This window comes from uncultured Campylobacter sp. (assembly GCF_938045225.1).
Lineage (GTDB): Bacteria > Campylobacterota > Campylobacteria > Campylobacterales > Campylobacteraceae > Campylobacter_A.
This window is the reverse complement of sequence record NZ_CALINL010000017.1, coordinates 1-13,924: the sequence shown is the minus strand read 5'-3', so window position 1 is coordinate 13,924 and position 13,924 is coordinate 1. Positions and strand designations below refer to the sequence as shown.

Genomic DNA, 13,924 nt, shown 5'->3' with positions numbered 1-13,924 from the left:
TAATCTATCAAATTTTGCCCACATGCCAATTTACTTAGTTCATTTGCTGTAACTTCTTCGCTAAAGCCCACGATGTCAAAATTTGAGCGATGAACCTTTAAAATCAGCTTCGAGTTTTCGTTTATCGCGTCCTCGTAGTCGCGCAGGTTGGTTTTATTCGTCGTGCCCACTTCGCGCAGGATCGCGCCCGAGTTTGCCATGACTTCGGGTACGCGAAAGCTCCCGCCGATCTCGACTAGCTCGCCTCTGCTGATGATAGCTTCGCCGCCTTTTGAGAAGGTATTTAGCACCAAAAACACGGCGCTTGCGTTGTTATTTACTACGACGGCGTCCTCAAATCCGAAAAGCTCCGCCAGTAGCCCGCCCACGTAGTCGTAGCGGTTTGAGCGGCCTCCCTTTTCGACGCTGTACTCTAAATTTGAATACCCCGTGATAACAGGCTGGGCTCGGCGTAAAATTTCAGGATCGATCGCGCTACGACCGAGGTTTGTGTGAATGATGACGCCGGTTGCGTTTATTAGGCTTCGCAGGCTCAAATTTGACGCCTTTTCGTATCTTTCGAGCGTGTTTTGGACGATAGCGTCAAGCCCCGGGCAGTTTTGCCCGCCTAAAATTTGCGCGCGCAGGCTCTCTAGCTCGGCCCTGGCGACCTTAGTCAGCAAGCTCGTATCAAGCCCGAAAAATCGCTCGTTTTTTATAAATTTATCTATCTGCGGGAGTTTTCGTAGTTCGTTCAAATTCGCTCCTAGTAAATTTGTGTTACCGAGCGCGATTTTAGCATAAATTTGGATAAATCTAATCTTATTAAAAAAAATAAATGTAAAATTTCAGAGCCTATTAATGCCTTTAGTATTAAAATGCGCTCAATTTTGATAACGCGTAGCGCGGGGAGAAAATCATGAAAGAATTTGGTTTTTACAACGATTTTGACGAAAATTTGATGCTAAACGAGCAGATCGAGATAAACGGCGAAGGCGAGTATCTCGTCTCAAATTCGCCCAAACTAAAGGCAAGCGTCGTAGCGCCGGAGATAAATTTTTATCTAAAAAACACCGCAGACTCGGTGCTGGATAAAGCCAAAAACACGCTTTTGCTTTATGAGGCAAGAGCCAGCGCCTTTGACCTAGCGCGCGACATCGACTACGAAAAACCAGTCGGCAAAAACGTCGTGATCGTCAGCAACGGCGGCCGCGAAAATTTGGCGAATTTGCTAAAGGAAAAAGGCTTTAAAACCATCGAGCTGACGCATTTTGAGATCAAATTTATCTACGGAGCAGTAGGCGAACTAAGCGTGCTAGTGCTGCGCCCAGACGGCGAGTTTGAGGTGGACTGCGACTTTTTCCTCGTGGAAAACGCGCGCGAATACATGCTAAAGCAAAGCGGCTGCTACGAGATCGCAGGCAAAAGCGACGAGGAAATCGCCGCGCAACTAGACGCGCAAAGCCCGAAATTTAAATTTAAAAGCCACGTCCACTACGACTCCACGATCTGCCAGTACCACGAGCGCAGACACGAGATCTGCGGCAGATGCGTCGAGGCCTGCCCTACGGTAGCGATCCTAAAAGAGGACGAGACCAAGCACCTAGTTTTCTCCCACATCGACTGCGTAAACTGCGGCGGCTGCGTGAGCGTGTGCCCTAGCGGCGCGCTTGACTACTCCGATATGCCGAGAAATTCATTTGCCGAGATAGCCAAACTCTACCGCGGCAAGATCGCGCTCGTCGTGCCCGCAAAGGCAAATTTAGAAAACCTAAGCGTAAATTTACCCGCAAACGTGCTGCCTTTTGCCGTGAGCGGCGAGAGATTTTTGAGTGAGACGCATCTGCTAACGCTACTTCAAGAAAGCGGCGCGCAGGTCGTGATCTACGAGAAAAATATCGGCAAAGGCACCAAAGACGCGGTGGATATTTTAAATCAAATTTACGAGCTTAAATTTAACGAAAAAGCCGTCCTAGTCGCGCAAAACGAGGACAAACTAAAAAGTGCCCTATCTCAGGCCAAATTTATCGAAGGCTCGCAGCACTCCATCGCCGAGTACGCCCTGCCAAAGCGCGAGATATTTGCCAAACGCCTAGAGTGGCTTGTGGGCGATCAAAATTTAGGCTCCGTTAGCACCACGGAGCTCATCAGATACGGCCGCGTCGAGATAAATCAAGACACCTGCACGCTGTGCCTAAGCTGCGTGGGAGCGTGTAACGTCGCCGCCCTAGTCGCCGATAAAAAGACAAACTCCATCGTCTTTAACCCGAGCGTCTGCACCGCGTGCGGATACTGCGAGCTTAGCTGCGCGGAAAAAGACACGATATTTTTACGTCCCGGCAAGATCGATCTGGAGCCTAGTTTCTTTACCTTTAGCGAGCTAGCCAGAGACGAGCTTTTCGCCTGTATCGAGTGCGGCAAAGAGTTTGCGACCAAAAAGGCCGTCGAAAAGATCGCCTCGATCATGGCGCCTAAATTTAACGGCGACAAAGCCAAGCTAAAGACGCTGTACTGCTGCTCGGACTGCAAAGCCAAAGTGATGATAAAAGCGCAAATGGATCAAATGAGAGAAGAGGTTTTAAATGGATAATAACTTAACCAAGGCGCGCGCGTATTTTTACGAGTTTTTGGCCTATCCGCTGTTTTTTCACGAGCACGGCGGTAAATTTGACCGCTGGCGCGAGCAGCTAGCCTACCTAGCGACCAGTCCCGTTACGCCTCAAAGCGAAGCCGCGTTTGCAAATTTAGCCAAATTTGACTTCGAGAAATTCGCCAGAGAGCAAAACGACGTGCTTTTTGACTTTTCTTACTCCAACATCCCGCTAAACGCCTCCTTTTACGAGGACGGGCGCGACGACGGCGCGGCTAGGCTGCGCGTGATCGAGTGTCTGAAGCTAAGCCCGTACCGCAGAGACAAAGACGCCTGCAAGGACAGCGAGGACTACGTCGGATTTATATTTTTAGCCACGGCGACCTTTTTGCGCGACGAGGTAGCGGGCGCGGCAAATATCAGCAGCAAGCTATTTACGGACGTTACAAACAAATTTATCGACGAATTTATCAAATTTTTATCCGCTCACAAAAACGCCGACTTTTTCGCCTCTTACGCGGTTATCTTGAGCGATTTTATCGAGCTTGAGCGTGCGGTGCTAGGCGTAGAGGCTCCTCCTGCGCCGATCGGCGACAGCGCGGCGGTAGCCTCGATGAAAAAAGAGCCGTTTCAAAGCAAGATGCCTACGGCCAAAACCAAACTTCGCTGGGAGGAGTTCTCGCCCGTCATCTCGCAAGAGTTCGACGACTGAGGCTTGCGCGCTTAAATTTGCTTGCTAGGCTCGTGCCGGCAGGCAAATTTAACTTGCCCGAGTCGCCCGAGCGGCCGCCTTATCGTCAAATTTGCGCTTTAAATTTAGCCAGATAAACCCGTCCGTTTTCGGTGCGATTTTTTAGTCTCTTTAACCCGCCACAAATTTACTCTCGTTTTTCAAATTTCACTCAAATTTAACCGCCATTTGGCTACTATTTCGTAAATTTAGTCATTGGCAAAAGGATTGAATTTGCAAAGCTTTTTTAAAATTCTATTCACCCTCGCAGCCTTTGCCGCCGTCCTCTTTTATCTTTTTTTTTAGGGGTTAAAATTTGATAAATTTGGATCAAGCTCTATGCCGACTGGTTTCACCGTCACTCCCGATACTAAAATAGATCCAAACTCCGAGCTAGCTAAATACGTAACGCAAGAGGAGATAGAGGCGTTTGGATTTGGAGTTAGAGATATATCATTTGCGACGAGGAGAAAAACGCTACTCTCGTGCCTTTAAGGGCAGCTCTTGATAGAAAAGATACCGATTTCGTAGTTAAATTTATAAAAGATAACAACCTAAGCGTAGACGTTAGCATGAGGGATAAAAGAACTCCACTAATGTACAGCTCTTTTAGAAATGACGTAAATACCTTTAACGCTTTACTAAATTTAGGAGCTGACATAAGGGCTAAAGATAGATTCGGCCTATCTCCTATGGCTTATGCTATTATGTTAAACTCCGTTGATACCGCCAAAATACTACTAGAAAAAGGGGTTAAATTTGAAGAGGTGGAGTATGTATCGCCGCATACCCATACAAACAGATACTATGATTCTTCCAGATTTGAATCCATAATCATAAACGGCGAGAATAACATAACAATACGCTACAAATATGATCAGGGGCGTCCAGAGACGGATCTAAATAATCCGCAATGCGTAGAGTCGAGCACTAGGTATAAATCAGATCCGTTTAAATACTTAGTAGATAGAAATCTACCCCAAATGGCAGAACTAATGCTAAGCACGAGGTATAAACCCAAAGAGTTTGAAATGGGAAGTTGGTTAGAAGGTATAAAAGAATAGGAGAAAAACGCCGCGCTAGAGAAAAGCGGCTGGGCGCTCTTAGACGACTACGAAAACTACGAGCCCATGCTTGAGGTATTTATAAAATACGACCTACCGAACGCTCCGACTAAGGAGCAGCTAAAGGAGGCGTATGAGGTGTGCTATGATAAATTAAAATCTTTTACGAAAAAAAAGAGAAATACATCTATGAGATGAATAAAGGCAGAGACGAAGAGGCTGAGGAAAAGATAAAAAGAACCAATAATAAATACAAATATGCTCCTTATTCGCTACTATATGAAGACGGTCTTTTAAAATACAAACCAAAGCCGATAGATCCAAAAATGATAGAAACATTTGATAAGACGATAAATTACTGCCCCGACAAAAATGCAACGTTTAAAGACGCTAAAGCTTTTATAAAATGGGCAAATGATGAAAAAAAGATAAAAAAATATATAGGTTTTTAAGTACATACAAAAGCGACTCGACCAAGGTGATTTACGTAGATAACAACCGAAGTAAATCTAGTTCAGGCTCAAATTTGAAGTAAATAATCTCGGCGCAAAGACGAAGCCTAAAATATAAATTTGGCTGAATGAAATTTGAGCTCGCAGCGGCGTAAATTTAAGCGGGTAAATTTGACGAGAACGGACGTAAATTTGCCTGCCAAATTTCAAATTTGACTAAATCTTGTTAGCTTCTAAAAAATGCGTCGTTTAGAGAGTTTAAAATTTAGCGTTGCGTGGCGGATTCAGCTCTAAACTACGGCGTTTGAAGCGACCGCGAAAACTGCCCGAGATAAAAAGGCAAATTTAAAAAGCGGCGCGTTAGAGTAAATTTAAGCTTACCGCTCGCCTCGCGCCAAAAGCTTCGCCGTGCGTCCGTTTTTTTGCACTTCTTTGAAAAATATCCGCAGCGCCTTTTGCTCTTTCGCGCCGATTTCGTAACTGATAAATTTGAGATACCATTTGATATCATCCGCGCTGATGCCCCTAGTTTGGGCGTATTTGGCGAGGATGTAGTTTGGGATTTTGACATTTGCTCGCAAAAACTCGCGCGTCAGCCGCTCATACGCGCCGCGCCCCTTCACGCAGGAAAATCGCCCGAAAACAAACGGCAAGCCCGTCCGATCGCGCCACGCCCGCCCAAGGTCGTAAAACACCTCCTCGCCCTCCCGCAGATACGCCTTTAGCGCGCGGTCGCCGATGAGCACCTCGCCCTCAAGCCCCAGCACTCCAGCTAGCGCGTTTGAGCTCGCAGACGCGGGGTCGGGACGCGCGGCGGTGCCCTTTCGCACAAGCACGCTTTTGACGTCGCCTCTAGCTACGATACCCAGGCTAACCTTTTTGTAGCGTTTTTTGCGGCTTTCGATGCTCGAGATCACGGCGGCATCGATCCTGCGGCAGCACAGATCGCGGTTTAGTTTGCTTGGCACGCCTTTTTTAAATTCGATGATTTTTTTATCCTGCGAGCTTAGGCGCGAGCGCTTTAAAAATACGTGAAAAGGAAGCAAATTTAGATAATCAATCTTGCCAAAAATCATAAAAACTCCGAATTTATAAGGATTTGCGCGGTTTTAAAACGAGCTAAATTTAAAGCCGAATCCAACTGTAAAAATAAATTTTCGTAAAATCCAAATCATAGCCCGCGTCAAAAATACGGGCTACAAGCCTTGCTACGATAGCGCAAATTTGACCAAGCCTCGCAAGTATGCTGCAAAATGCGCCCGCTCCAAAGCAAAGCAACAAAAAGGTGCGGTCCGGCCGCCTAGAAATCCCCCCAAAATGCGGCAATGAAAAACTGCCAAAACGCGCCGAGCTTGCCATCTAGCTTGAGTTCCGAAGCTATCTTTTAATGCTAAATTTGAAAAGCGGCGACTCCGCACGGGAAATCGCCGCTAGCGGTGCAAATTTGGGCTCAAGGCCGAGCTATTTTGCATCGTTAAATTTGATATTCGTGCTCTTCAAGCTCGTCGTTCAAGAGCTTCGTAAATCTCGCTGCATGCGCCTCTATCGCGCTATCAGGAACACCCGGCTCCACGCCGCAGCTAGCAAAGATGCGCCCGTAAACGAGCTCGCAAAAGTCCGCGCAGCACTGAAGCGGCAGCAAAATCTCGTTTAGGGTAAATTTGATCGCGCCGTGCTTGGAGTATTCGCCTAGCCCGCCGCCCGCGCTCACGGCGATTTGTAGCTGTTTGCCCGCGATCTTCGCGCCCTCGCCGTAGGCAAAGCCGCGGCTGAGCACGTAGTCGATGTAGGCCTTTAGCATGGAGGGCACGTTAAAGCCCATCATCGGGAACAAAAACACGATGCGATCGGCACGTAAAAATGCCTCCTGCTCTGCTGCGACGTCGATTTTAAGAGCGTCGGTGCCGTAAAGTCCTTCTAGGTGGCGAACCTCGGCGCCCGCGCTTTTGGCGGCGTTTGCCAGCGCCTTGTTTAGGCGAGAGGCGGCGAAATTTGGATGGGATAAAACTACCAACGTTTTCATTTTGGCTCCTTTTTTGATAAATTTTAGAGCGTTTGCGCTTTGGGGGCGTTAAATTTAAGCTGATTAAATTTGCTGATTTTTAAACCTCGCCTCAAACCGCAAAAGTCTTATTTTTGAGAAATTATATCATCAAAAGCCTAAAAATGGGTTAAGGCGGGCGGCTAAATTTTAACTAGTAAGACGCTAGAGGGTACGGCAGTAAATTCCCACCCAAATTTATCTGCAAAACCCGCACCGCAAAAATGCTAATTTAGTTGTAAAAATCCCAGCCGTCAAATTTGCCCTCACTTAAAAATATCAAGGTTCAAATTTAACTCGTCTATGATAGATAAAAGTTCTGAAATTTCCTTTTTGATCCCCGCGGCATCCTCGAGACTAGGCGGTAGCGAAAAGAGCGTCGTCTCAAATTTATTTTTCGCTCCGTTTAAAAATAGGTAAAATTTATCGTCCATAAACGCCGCGCTCACGCCCATCTCTGCGGCATATTTCATCTTTAACTCTCTCAAACGCTTCATGAATGCGGGCGTCAAAAGATACCTCACCTCGACTTTGTCATCTGCAAAAACCCTAAATTCATCGTTAAAAAGAGTATCGTCCATCTGCTCTTTTTCGCCTAAAAGTTTAGTATTTAACGTGCGGCTCACGACTATAGTTTGACCATTAAATTTCTTGTAAAACTCGCAGACCAAGACCGAGCCGCTAAAGGCTTGGGCATTGCTATAGATTGTATAGAAAGCCGTAGCAACAAAAATGACTGCGGCTATTTCCGGAGAGCAGCCGGTGCCGGCGACGATAGTTCCGCCCGGTATCCTTATTGCTTCGCTTAAGCTAAATTTGACGCCATTATAAATGCCGCTGATTTGATCTTCGGCGCGAAACTCATCGGGTGAATAAATGCCGATCCTGCGAAATTCTTTACGGCTGATGCCGGCAAACGGATCGTAGCTAAAATTTGGATCTACCTCGCGGATAGCTGTGCGGACGAAAACGTCTTTGTAAAATTCCTCGTAAACGCTTAATGGTTCAATTACATTAGACCAAGTTGTCACCCATGAGACGATAAAAATTGGAATATAACCGATGATGATAAATATTACGGCTAATTCACTTCTAAAAATTTTTTCCGCTACGAAAATCCCGCTAAGCGGCAATATGGCTATAAAAAAGATCCCTAAAAACAGATACTTTGCAAACGCTCGTCTGCACTCTTTTTGCTTTTTTCTAGTTGCCTCTATGGCTTCGTTTATGTTCAAATTTTGCCTCTTTTAGAGTTTTACGTCAGGAGCGAATTTTAGCGAAATTTATGCCGCGAAGGTGCGGGTTTGGGAAAGCGGCTAAATTTAAAGAAAAATCGGTCAAATTCGACCGAAAATAAAAGAAGTTAAGCCGAAAAAATCGGCTTAAAATTTGAGTTTATCGTAGATATTTGACGTTGGCTTTGGCGCGGAGTTTGTTGAAATATTCGCCGATGACGCGGTCTTGCTCGAGTTTATAAAGCGCGTTCATCGCCTCGTCTCTGACCTCGTCAAATTCAGGCATCGTTTGTCCCTTTTTAGACGCTACGTAAAACATCTCAAAGCCTTCTGGAGTCTGAAAAATCTGCGTGAAAGTGCCATCCGGGGTCTGCTGAAATATCGTTCGTAGTTGAGGCGGGATCTGCTCGCTTTTTAGATCCAGGACATCCATGTGCACGCTGTGGTTGGTATTCATCGGGGAGCTGTGTCTAGCTGCTTCTAAAAGCTGCATCGTAGGCGCCACGTATCTAGTCACGCTCACGTCGGTAAAGTGCGCGAAAAGGTCGCGATTTTGCTCGAAATACGCTCTCGCGGCATTTTCAGAGATGTTAATTTTAGCCTCGGCAAATATGCTTTGATATAGCTTTTCTTGTTTTATGCTTTTTGCGACGTCGTCTTTAAACTGCGCGTAGTCGCCGCCCTTTGATAGCACGGCCGAGCGCAGATCTGAGGCGCTCATACCGCTCTCGCTTGCTATCTTTTGCAGCCTTTGATTTAGCTCGTAGTCGCTAGCTTCGATTTTTAGGTTTTTGATCTGTGCGGTTTCGAGTCTATCGCGGATCAGTAAATTTAGCGCGTTTGCTTCGCTTGTTTGTAGCTGCGCGGCGGCTTTGCGCACTTCGTTTACGGTAATGGGTTCGTTTTCGATGATGACGGCTATGCCGTTTGAGATCTGGCTCGCGTTAGCCATACAAAAACTGAGAAAAAACGCGGCGAATGAGATCTTTTTTAACATATAAAACCTTTGTTTAAGTCTAAAGTAAATATAATTTGAGCATTATAACATTTTAAATTTAAGCGCAAGCTATAAAGGTAAAATTTAATGCAAAATTCACAAATAGTAACTAGATTTGCCCCCTCTCCGACCGGATATTTGCACATCGGCGGGCTTAGGACGGCGCTTTATAACTACTTATACGCTAGAGCAAACGGTGGCAAATTTCTGCTGCGCATCGAAGATACCGACCTAAAACGCAACTCCGAAGAGGCCACGCAAGCGATAAAAGAGGCCTTTGCCTGGTGCGGACTGGATCACGACGGCGAGGTGACGTATCAGTCGCGTAGATTTGACGTGTATAAAGAGTATGTACAAAAGCTGTTAGCCGAGGGCAAAGCCTACAAATGCTACATGAGCAAGGACGAGCTAGATGCTCTGCGCGCCGAGCAAGAAGCGAGAAAAGAGAGGCCCAAATACGACAATCGCTACCGCGAATTTACAGGCACTCCGCCTGCGGGAGTCGAGCCCGTTATCCGTATCAAAGCGCCTCTAAGCGGCGAGATCGTGATCGACGACGGCATCAAAGGCGAGGTTAAATTTAGAGTCGAGGATATCCTAGATGATTTTATCATCGCGCGCTCTGACGGCACGCCTACCTATAACTTCACGGTCGTGATAGATGATGCGCTAATGGGCGTAACCGACGTTATCCGCGGCGACGATCATCTATCAAATACCCCGAAGCAAATCGTGCTATACGATGCGCTTGGTTTTAAGGCGCCTAAATTTTATCACGTCGCGATGATAAACGGCGAGGACGGTAGCAAGCTGAGCAAACGCCACGGCGCGACCGACGTGATGGAGTATAAACGCATGGGTTATCTGCCTGAGGCTCTTTTAAATTTCCTCGTGCGCTTAGGCTGGAGCCATGGAAACGACGAAATTTTCGGCATGGATGATATGCTAAAATACTTTGATCCGCACGATATAAACAAAAGCTCAAGCACCTATAACGCAAGCAAGCTAGAGTGGCTAAATGCCCACTATATCAAGACTCTGCCGTACGAGAGACTAGCAAAAGAGATGCTTAGCTTTGACATAGATTTTAAAGCGATGCCAAAAGGTGAGGTGCTGTTAAATTCGCTGCGAGAACGCTCAAAAACGCTAGTTGAAATGAGCCAGAGCGCAAGAACGATAATAAACGCTCCAAGCGCATACGACGAGAAAGCCTACGCTAAATTTATCACGCCCCAAAGTAAGGAAAATTTGGCTAAATTTGCCGAAATTTTGGATGGAAATTTGGACGCCAAAGGCTACGAGGAGATGACGGGTAAATTTTTAGAAGCAAACGGCTTAAAGCTAAAAGACTTAGCTCAGGCGCTTCGCGTCGCGCTAACGGGAAATAGCGTAAGCCCTGGGATATTTGAGGTGCTCGAAGTTTTGGGCGCGGACGAGACGAAAAAACGAATAAAAAATATTTTAAAGGAGAATAAATGACACACGTAACTAACGAAGAGGCGCTCGCGTATCACGAGGGCGGCAAGATAGAGATAAAAGTAAAAACCCCATGCGCGACGGCTAGAGACCTATCTATGGCGTACACGCCGGGCGTTGCGGTGCCTTGTAAAGAGATCGAGGCCGACAACGAACTAGCCTACAAATACACAAACAAAGCAAATTTAGTAGCCGTCATCACCGACGGTACGGCTGTGCTCGGTCTAGGCGACATCGGCGCGGTAGCGGGCAAGCCGGTAATGGAAGGCAAGGCGGTTTTGTTTAAAAAATTTGCAAACGTAGACGCCTTTGACATCGAGCTAGACGAGCACGATCCAGATAAGATCGTAGAAATCTGCAAAGCACTCTCTCCGACTTTCGGCGGTATAAATTTAGAAGATATCCGCGCTCCAAAGTGCTTTGAGATCGAGCGCAAGCTACAAGAAGCAGTCGATATCCCGGTCATGCATGACGATCAGCACGGCACGGCGATGATAACAAGTGCGGGCATAATAAACGCGATGGAGATTTCAGGCAAAGATATCTCTAAAATCAAAATCGTAGTTAGCGGCGCGGGCGCGGCTGGTATCGCATGCGCGAAGATGTATAAAGCTCTGGGCGCAAAACACATCGTGATGGTAGATAGCAAAGGCGTGATCCATAAAGGCCGCACCGATCTAACTCCGGAAAAGCTAGAATTCGCCCTTGAAACCGTAGATAGAACGCTAGCTGACGCGATGAAGGGCGCGGATATGTTCCTAGGCCTTAGCAAGCCTGGCGTAGTAACCAAAGAAATGGTCGCCTCTATGAACGACGAGCCGATTATTTTCGCGCTTGCTAACCCGACTCCGGAAATCTTCCCTGAAGACGTCGCTAGCGTGCGAAACGACGTGATGATGGGAACCGGCCGCAGCGACTATCCAAACCAGGTAAATAACGTACTTGGCTTTCCGTTTATATTCCGCGGAGCGCTTGACGTCAGAGCCAAAAAAATCACCGAAAATATGAAAATGGCTGCGGCGCGCGCGCTTGCAAATTTGGCTAAAGAGCCCGTGCCTGCGGAGGTTTGCGAGGCATTTGGCGTAAAAGAGCTAAAATTCGGCAAAGACTACATCATACCAAAACCGTTTGACAAACGCGTCCTAACGGCAGTCGCTCCTGCGGTAGCGCAGGCTGCGGTCGACGACGGCGTAGCTAGAGTGAAGAATTTTGATCTAAAAGCCTACGCAGAAAAGCTAGCAAAGGGTCTGTAAATGAAAAACGTCAGGCTCATCTCTCACCCGCTCATCGAGCACAAACTAGCGATTTTAAGGGATAAAAACACTGAGCCGTTTCAGTTTAGGATGCTCGTGGACGAGATCAGCCACCTGATGATATTTGAGGCGACTAGGGATCTGGCGCTGCGCGACGTGAGCGTGCAGACTCCGGTCGCCCAGGCCCAGGCTAAAAAGCTAGGGACGAAGGTGATGATTTGCCCTATTTTGCGAGCGGCGCTAGGTATGCTTGATAGCGTATTTACGATCATTCCCGATGCGAGCGTGGGCTTTTTGGGCTTTCAGCGAAACGAAAAGACCGCGGAGGCGGAGTTTTTCTACGCTAAGCTACCTCGCGACGCTAAAAACCGCCTAGCCATCATCATCGATCCGATGTTTGCTACCGGCGGTACGGCTATCGACGCGGTTAAATTTCTACGAGAAAACGGCATCAAGCAGATCAAATTTATCTCCATCATCGCCGCTCCAGAAGGACTAAAGCGCTTTAGCGAAGTTTATCCGGACGTAGAGGTCTATACGGCTGCGATCGACGAGCGACTAAACGAGAAAAACTACATCGTGCCGGGGCTGGGGGATGCGGGCGATAGGGTGTTTAATACGCTTTAAATTTGACGAACTCGGACGGCAAATTTAGCTTGTCTCAAAATTTGACCGAATTTGACTGCAATTTATGCGGTTAGATTCGGCTTTTGTCTAGTCAAATTTGACGCAAATTTACTCTCGTCTTTACAGCGCGAAATTATCAAATTTGAATTTAACCCGTAAAATTTGACGGCAAATTTAACCCCGAAGCAAGCGCTTCAAATTTATTCCAAAGGTCTTTTTTGAACAAACAACTACTTAGAAACGTCATCTTGCCGCTGGCTGTTTTATTGCTCGTGGCGCTGTTTAAATTTATTATCCCAGATAACAGCTCAACCACACCAAAACAAAATCAGCCGCAAAGCGAGTTTAGAGGAAGCGGCGGCGTAGAGAAAAATATAGCCGCCGTACCGACCGCAAACGTCGTAAAGGACGGTACTTACACCTCAAAAGACGAGGTTGCGGCGTATATTTATAAATTCGGCGAGTTGCCGCAAAACTTCATCACCAAAAAAGAAGCTCTCGCGCTCGGATGGGACGCTAAAAGCGGCAATCTATGGCAAGTCACTGACAAAAAAAGTATCGGAGGCGACCGCTTTTCAAATAGAGAAAAAAAGCTGCCAAGCGCCGACGGGCGCAAGTGGTTTGAGTGCGATATCGGATACCGCGGAGGACGACGCGGAGCCGAACGTATAGTGTTTTCTAGCGACGGGCTGATCTACTACACGCCTGATCATTATGAGAACTTTTATCTACTTTATGAGCGGAGACAGCAGTGAAAACCATAACTCTAAACGGCACAAAAATGCGCGAGAAAACGGCGGCCTTTGAGTATCTAGCACGAAAATTTGGCCTTGATCCCGATGTAAAAAATCTCGACGCGCTTTACGACGCTCTGGGTGAGATAAACGAACCAACGCAGATAAATCTAAAAAATCGCGCCGCTCTTAGCACGCTTGGCGACTATGCAGACGATCTGATAGCAGTTTTTACCGATCTAGCGGAGGAAAACGAGCGCGTGAAATTTGAGATTTTATCTTGATTTGGTTGCCGCTCGTGATACCGTAGCTGTGGATAAAATTTGATTATAAACTCGTTTTTGTTCCTTAAGTAAAATCACCATAAATTAAGCCGAATTTTATCGTCCAAAATTCGGCTTCAAATCCAAAAATTAGAGCTAAATTTTGATAACTAACGCGACCTTAAAAGCCATATCTGATGCCACCGCACACATTGCCTTATTCGTTTGATGAGGAGATATTTTACCGAGAAGAGGGCTACGTGGATCTTATGCTTGGATGCTCTACTGAGCCGACCCGCAGCCAATACCAAACCGTTACGCGGTGCGATAAAAATAGCTAAAGAGGGAAAACCGTCGCCTAATGCTGATAAAATCATCTAGCGCCGCGCTTCGTCGCACCTTGTGTGCGCTGCATACAGAAAGCTCTTTAGGCAAGCGCGTGACGCTACACGGTTTAACAGTTAAGAAATCTGTATTTCAGCT

At 46.8% G+C, this 13,924-nt stretch carries 16 protein-coding genes; 11 read left to right on the top strand and 5 right to left on the bottom strand.

The window, feature by feature from the left end; all coding sequences use genetic code 11:
* Positions 1 to 737 (bottom strand): L-seryl-tRNA(Sec) selenium transferase (gene selA / locus Q0200_RS01405; protein ID WP_297936900.1); only part of this gene is annotated, 737 nt, incomplete at its 3' end.
* Between the two features lie 161 nt (positions 738 to 898).
* Here selA and Q0200_RS01400 point away from each other — a divergent pair.
* The 5 genes from Q0200_RS01400 to Q0200_RS01380 all read left to right on the top strand — a co-directional run bounded on the left by Q0200_RS01400 (position 899) and on the right by Q0200_RS01380 (position 4,815).
* Positions 899 to 2,569 carry a 4Fe-4S binding protein gene (locus Q0200_RS01400; RefSeq protein ID WP_297936898.1) on the top strand — a complete coding sequence of 557 codons (1,671 nt, stop codon included), beginning with the start codon at positions 899 to 901 and terminating at the stop codon, positions 2,567 to 2,569.
* Positions 2,562 to 3,281, top strand: coding sequence for a formate dehydrogenase-specific chaperone (locus Q0200_RS01395; RefSeq protein ID WP_297936896.1), 720 nt, complete (start codon positions 2,562 to 2,564; stop codon positions 3,279 to 3,281). Before Q0200_RS01400 ends, Q0200_RS01395 begins: the two co-directional genes overlap by 8 nt.
* Before the next feature lie 357 nt (positions 3,282 to 3,638).
* On the top strand, positions 3,639 to 3,794 hold the full coding sequence (locus Q0200_RS01390; RefSeq protein ID WP_297936894.1) for a hypothetical protein: 156 nt from the start codon (positions 3,639 to 3,641) through the stop codon (positions 3,792 to 3,794).
* Positions 3,785 to 4,363 (top strand): ankyrin repeat domain-containing protein, encoded by a 579-nt coding sequence (locus Q0200_RS01385; RefSeq protein WP_297936892.1) that lies wholly within the window; start codon positions 3,785 to 3,787, stop codon positions 4,361 to 4,363. Before Q0200_RS01390 ends, Q0200_RS01385 begins: the two co-directional genes overlap by 10 nt.
* 194 nt (positions 4,364 to 4,557) lie before the next feature.
* Entirely contained in the window at positions 4,558 to 4,815 is a 258-nt protein-coding gene (locus Q0200_RS01380; RefSeq protein ID WP_297936890.1) for a hypothetical protein, read from the top strand.
* Between the two features lie 377 nt (positions 4,816 to 5,192).
* Here the strand turns inward: Q0200_RS01380 and Q0200_RS01375 are convergent, their stop codons facing one another.
* From Q0200_RS01375 to Q0200_RS01360, 4 genes are all read right to left on the bottom strand, one after another.
* Positions 5,193 to 5,891, bottom strand: a complete 699-nt coding sequence (locus Q0200_RS01375) for an MqnA/MqnD/SBP family protein (protein ID WP_297936888.1) — start codon at positions 5,889 to 5,891, stop codon at positions 5,193 to 5,195.
* A gap of 398 nt (positions 5,892 to 6,289) precedes the next feature.
* On the bottom strand, positions 6,290 to 6,838 hold the full coding sequence (locus Q0200_RS01370; protein WP_297936886.1) for an NAD(P)H-dependent oxidoreductase: 549 nt from the start codon (positions 6,836 to 6,838) through the stop codon (positions 6,290 to 6,292).
* A gap of 284 nt (positions 6,839 to 7,122) precedes the next feature.
* Positions 7,123 to 8,091 carry a DUF3137 domain-containing protein gene (locus Q0200_RS01365; RefSeq protein WP_297936884.1) on the bottom strand — a complete coding sequence of 323 codons (969 nt, stop codon included), beginning with the start codon at positions 8,089 to 8,091 and terminating at the stop codon, positions 7,123 to 7,125.
* A gap of 160 nt (positions 8,092 to 8,251) precedes the next feature.
* Positions 8,252 to 9,088 (bottom strand): peptidylprolyl isomerase, encoded by an 837-nt coding sequence (locus Q0200_RS01360; RefSeq protein WP_297936882.1) that lies wholly within the window; start codon positions 9,086 to 9,088, stop codon positions 8,252 to 8,254.
* Between the two features lie 87 nt (positions 9,089 to 9,175).
* Here Q0200_RS01360 and gltX point away from each other — a divergent pair, with 87 nt between their 5' ends.
* The 6 genes from gltX (at position 9,176) to Q0200_RS01330 (ending at position 13,782) form a co-directional block, all read left to right on the top strand.
* Positions 9,176 to 10,567, top strand: a complete 1,392-nt coding sequence (gene gltX, locus Q0200_RS01355) for a glutamate--tRNA ligase (RefSeq protein WP_297936880.1) — start codon at positions 9,176 to 9,178, stop codon at positions 10,565 to 10,567.
* The gene (locus Q0200_RS01350; protein WP_297936878.1) at positions 10,564 to 11,817 is read left to right on the top strand and encodes a malic enzyme-like NAD(P)-binding protein; all 1,254 of its coding nucleotides are present in this window, start codon (positions 10,564 to 10,566) and stop codon (positions 11,815 to 11,817) included. Before gltX ends, Q0200_RS01350 begins: the two co-directional genes overlap by 4 nt.
* Complete coding sequence (upp, locus tag Q0200_RS01345; protein ID WP_297936876.1) at positions 11,818 to 12,444, top strand: uracil phosphoribosyltransferase; 627 nt, start codon at positions 11,818 to 11,820, stop codon at positions 12,442 to 12,444.
* Positions 12,445 to 12,662: 218 nt separating this feature from the next.
* Complete coding sequence (locus tag Q0200_RS01340; protein WP_297936874.1) at positions 12,663 to 13,199, top strand: ribonuclease domain-containing protein; 537 nt, start codon at positions 12,663 to 12,665, stop codon at positions 13,197 to 13,199.
* Complete coding sequence (locus Q0200_RS01335) at positions 13,196 to 13,462, top strand: barstar family protein (protein WP_297936872.1); 267 nt, start codon at positions 13,196 to 13,198, stop codon at positions 13,460 to 13,462. The genes Q0200_RS01340 and Q0200_RS01335 overlap by 4 nt, the downstream gene beginning before the upstream one ends.
* A 176-nt stretch (positions 13,463 to 13,638) precedes the next feature.
* Complete coding sequence (locus tag Q0200_RS01330; RefSeq protein WP_297936870.1) at positions 13,639 to 13,782, top strand: hypothetical protein; 144 nt, start codon at positions 13,639 to 13,641, stop codon at positions 13,780 to 13,782.
* Positions 13,783 to 13,924 lie beyond the last annotated feature (142 nt).

What these genes read in the sequence shown, in the direction of transcription:
- Q0200_RS01400 (WP_297936898.1), top strand. Translation starts at nt 899, where the DNA reads ATGAAAGAATTTGGTTTTTACAACGATTTTGACGAAAATTTGATGCTA.
- Q0200_RS01395 (WP_297936896.1), top strand. Translation starts at nt 2,562, where the DNA reads ATGGATAATAACTTAACCAAGGCGCGCGCGTATTTTTACGAGTTTTTG.
- Q0200_RS01390 (WP_297936894.1), top strand. Translation starts at nt 3,639, where the DNA reads ATGCCGACTGGTTTCACCGTCACTCCCGATACTAAAATAGATCCAAAC.
- Q0200_RS01380 (WP_297936890.1), top strand. Translation starts at nt 4,558, where the DNA reads ATGAATAAAGGCAGAGACGAAGAGGCTGAGGAAAAGATAAAAAGAACC.
- Q0200_RS01375 (WP_297936888.1), bottom strand. Translation starts at nt 5,891, where the DNA reads ATGATTTTTGGCAAGATTGATTATCTAAATTTGCTTCCTTTTCACGTA.
- Q0200_RS01370 (WP_297936886.1), bottom strand. Translation starts at nt 6,838, where the DNA reads ATGAAAACGTTGGTAGTTTTATCCCATCCAAATTTCGCCGCCTCTCGC.
- Q0200_RS01360 (WP_297936882.1), bottom strand. Translation starts at nt 9,088, where the DNA reads ATGTTAAAAAAGATCTCATTCGCCGCGTTTTTTCTCAGTTTTTGTATG.
- gltX (WP_297936880.1), top strand. Translation starts at nt 9,176, where the DNA reads ATGCAAAATTCACAAATAGTAACTAGATTTGCCCCCTCTCCGACCGGA.
- Q0200_RS01350 (WP_297936878.1), top strand. Translation starts at nt 10,564, where the DNA reads ATGACACACGTAACTAACGAAGAGGCGCTCGCGTATCACGAGGGCGGC.
- upp (WP_297936876.1), top strand. Translation starts at nt 11,818, where the DNA reads ATGAAAAACGTCAGGCTCATCTCTCACCCGCTCATCGAGCACAAACTA.
- Q0200_RS01330 (WP_297936870.1), top strand. Translation starts at nt 13,639, where the DNA reads ATGCCACCGCACACATTGCCTTATTCGTTTGATGAGGAGATATTTTAC.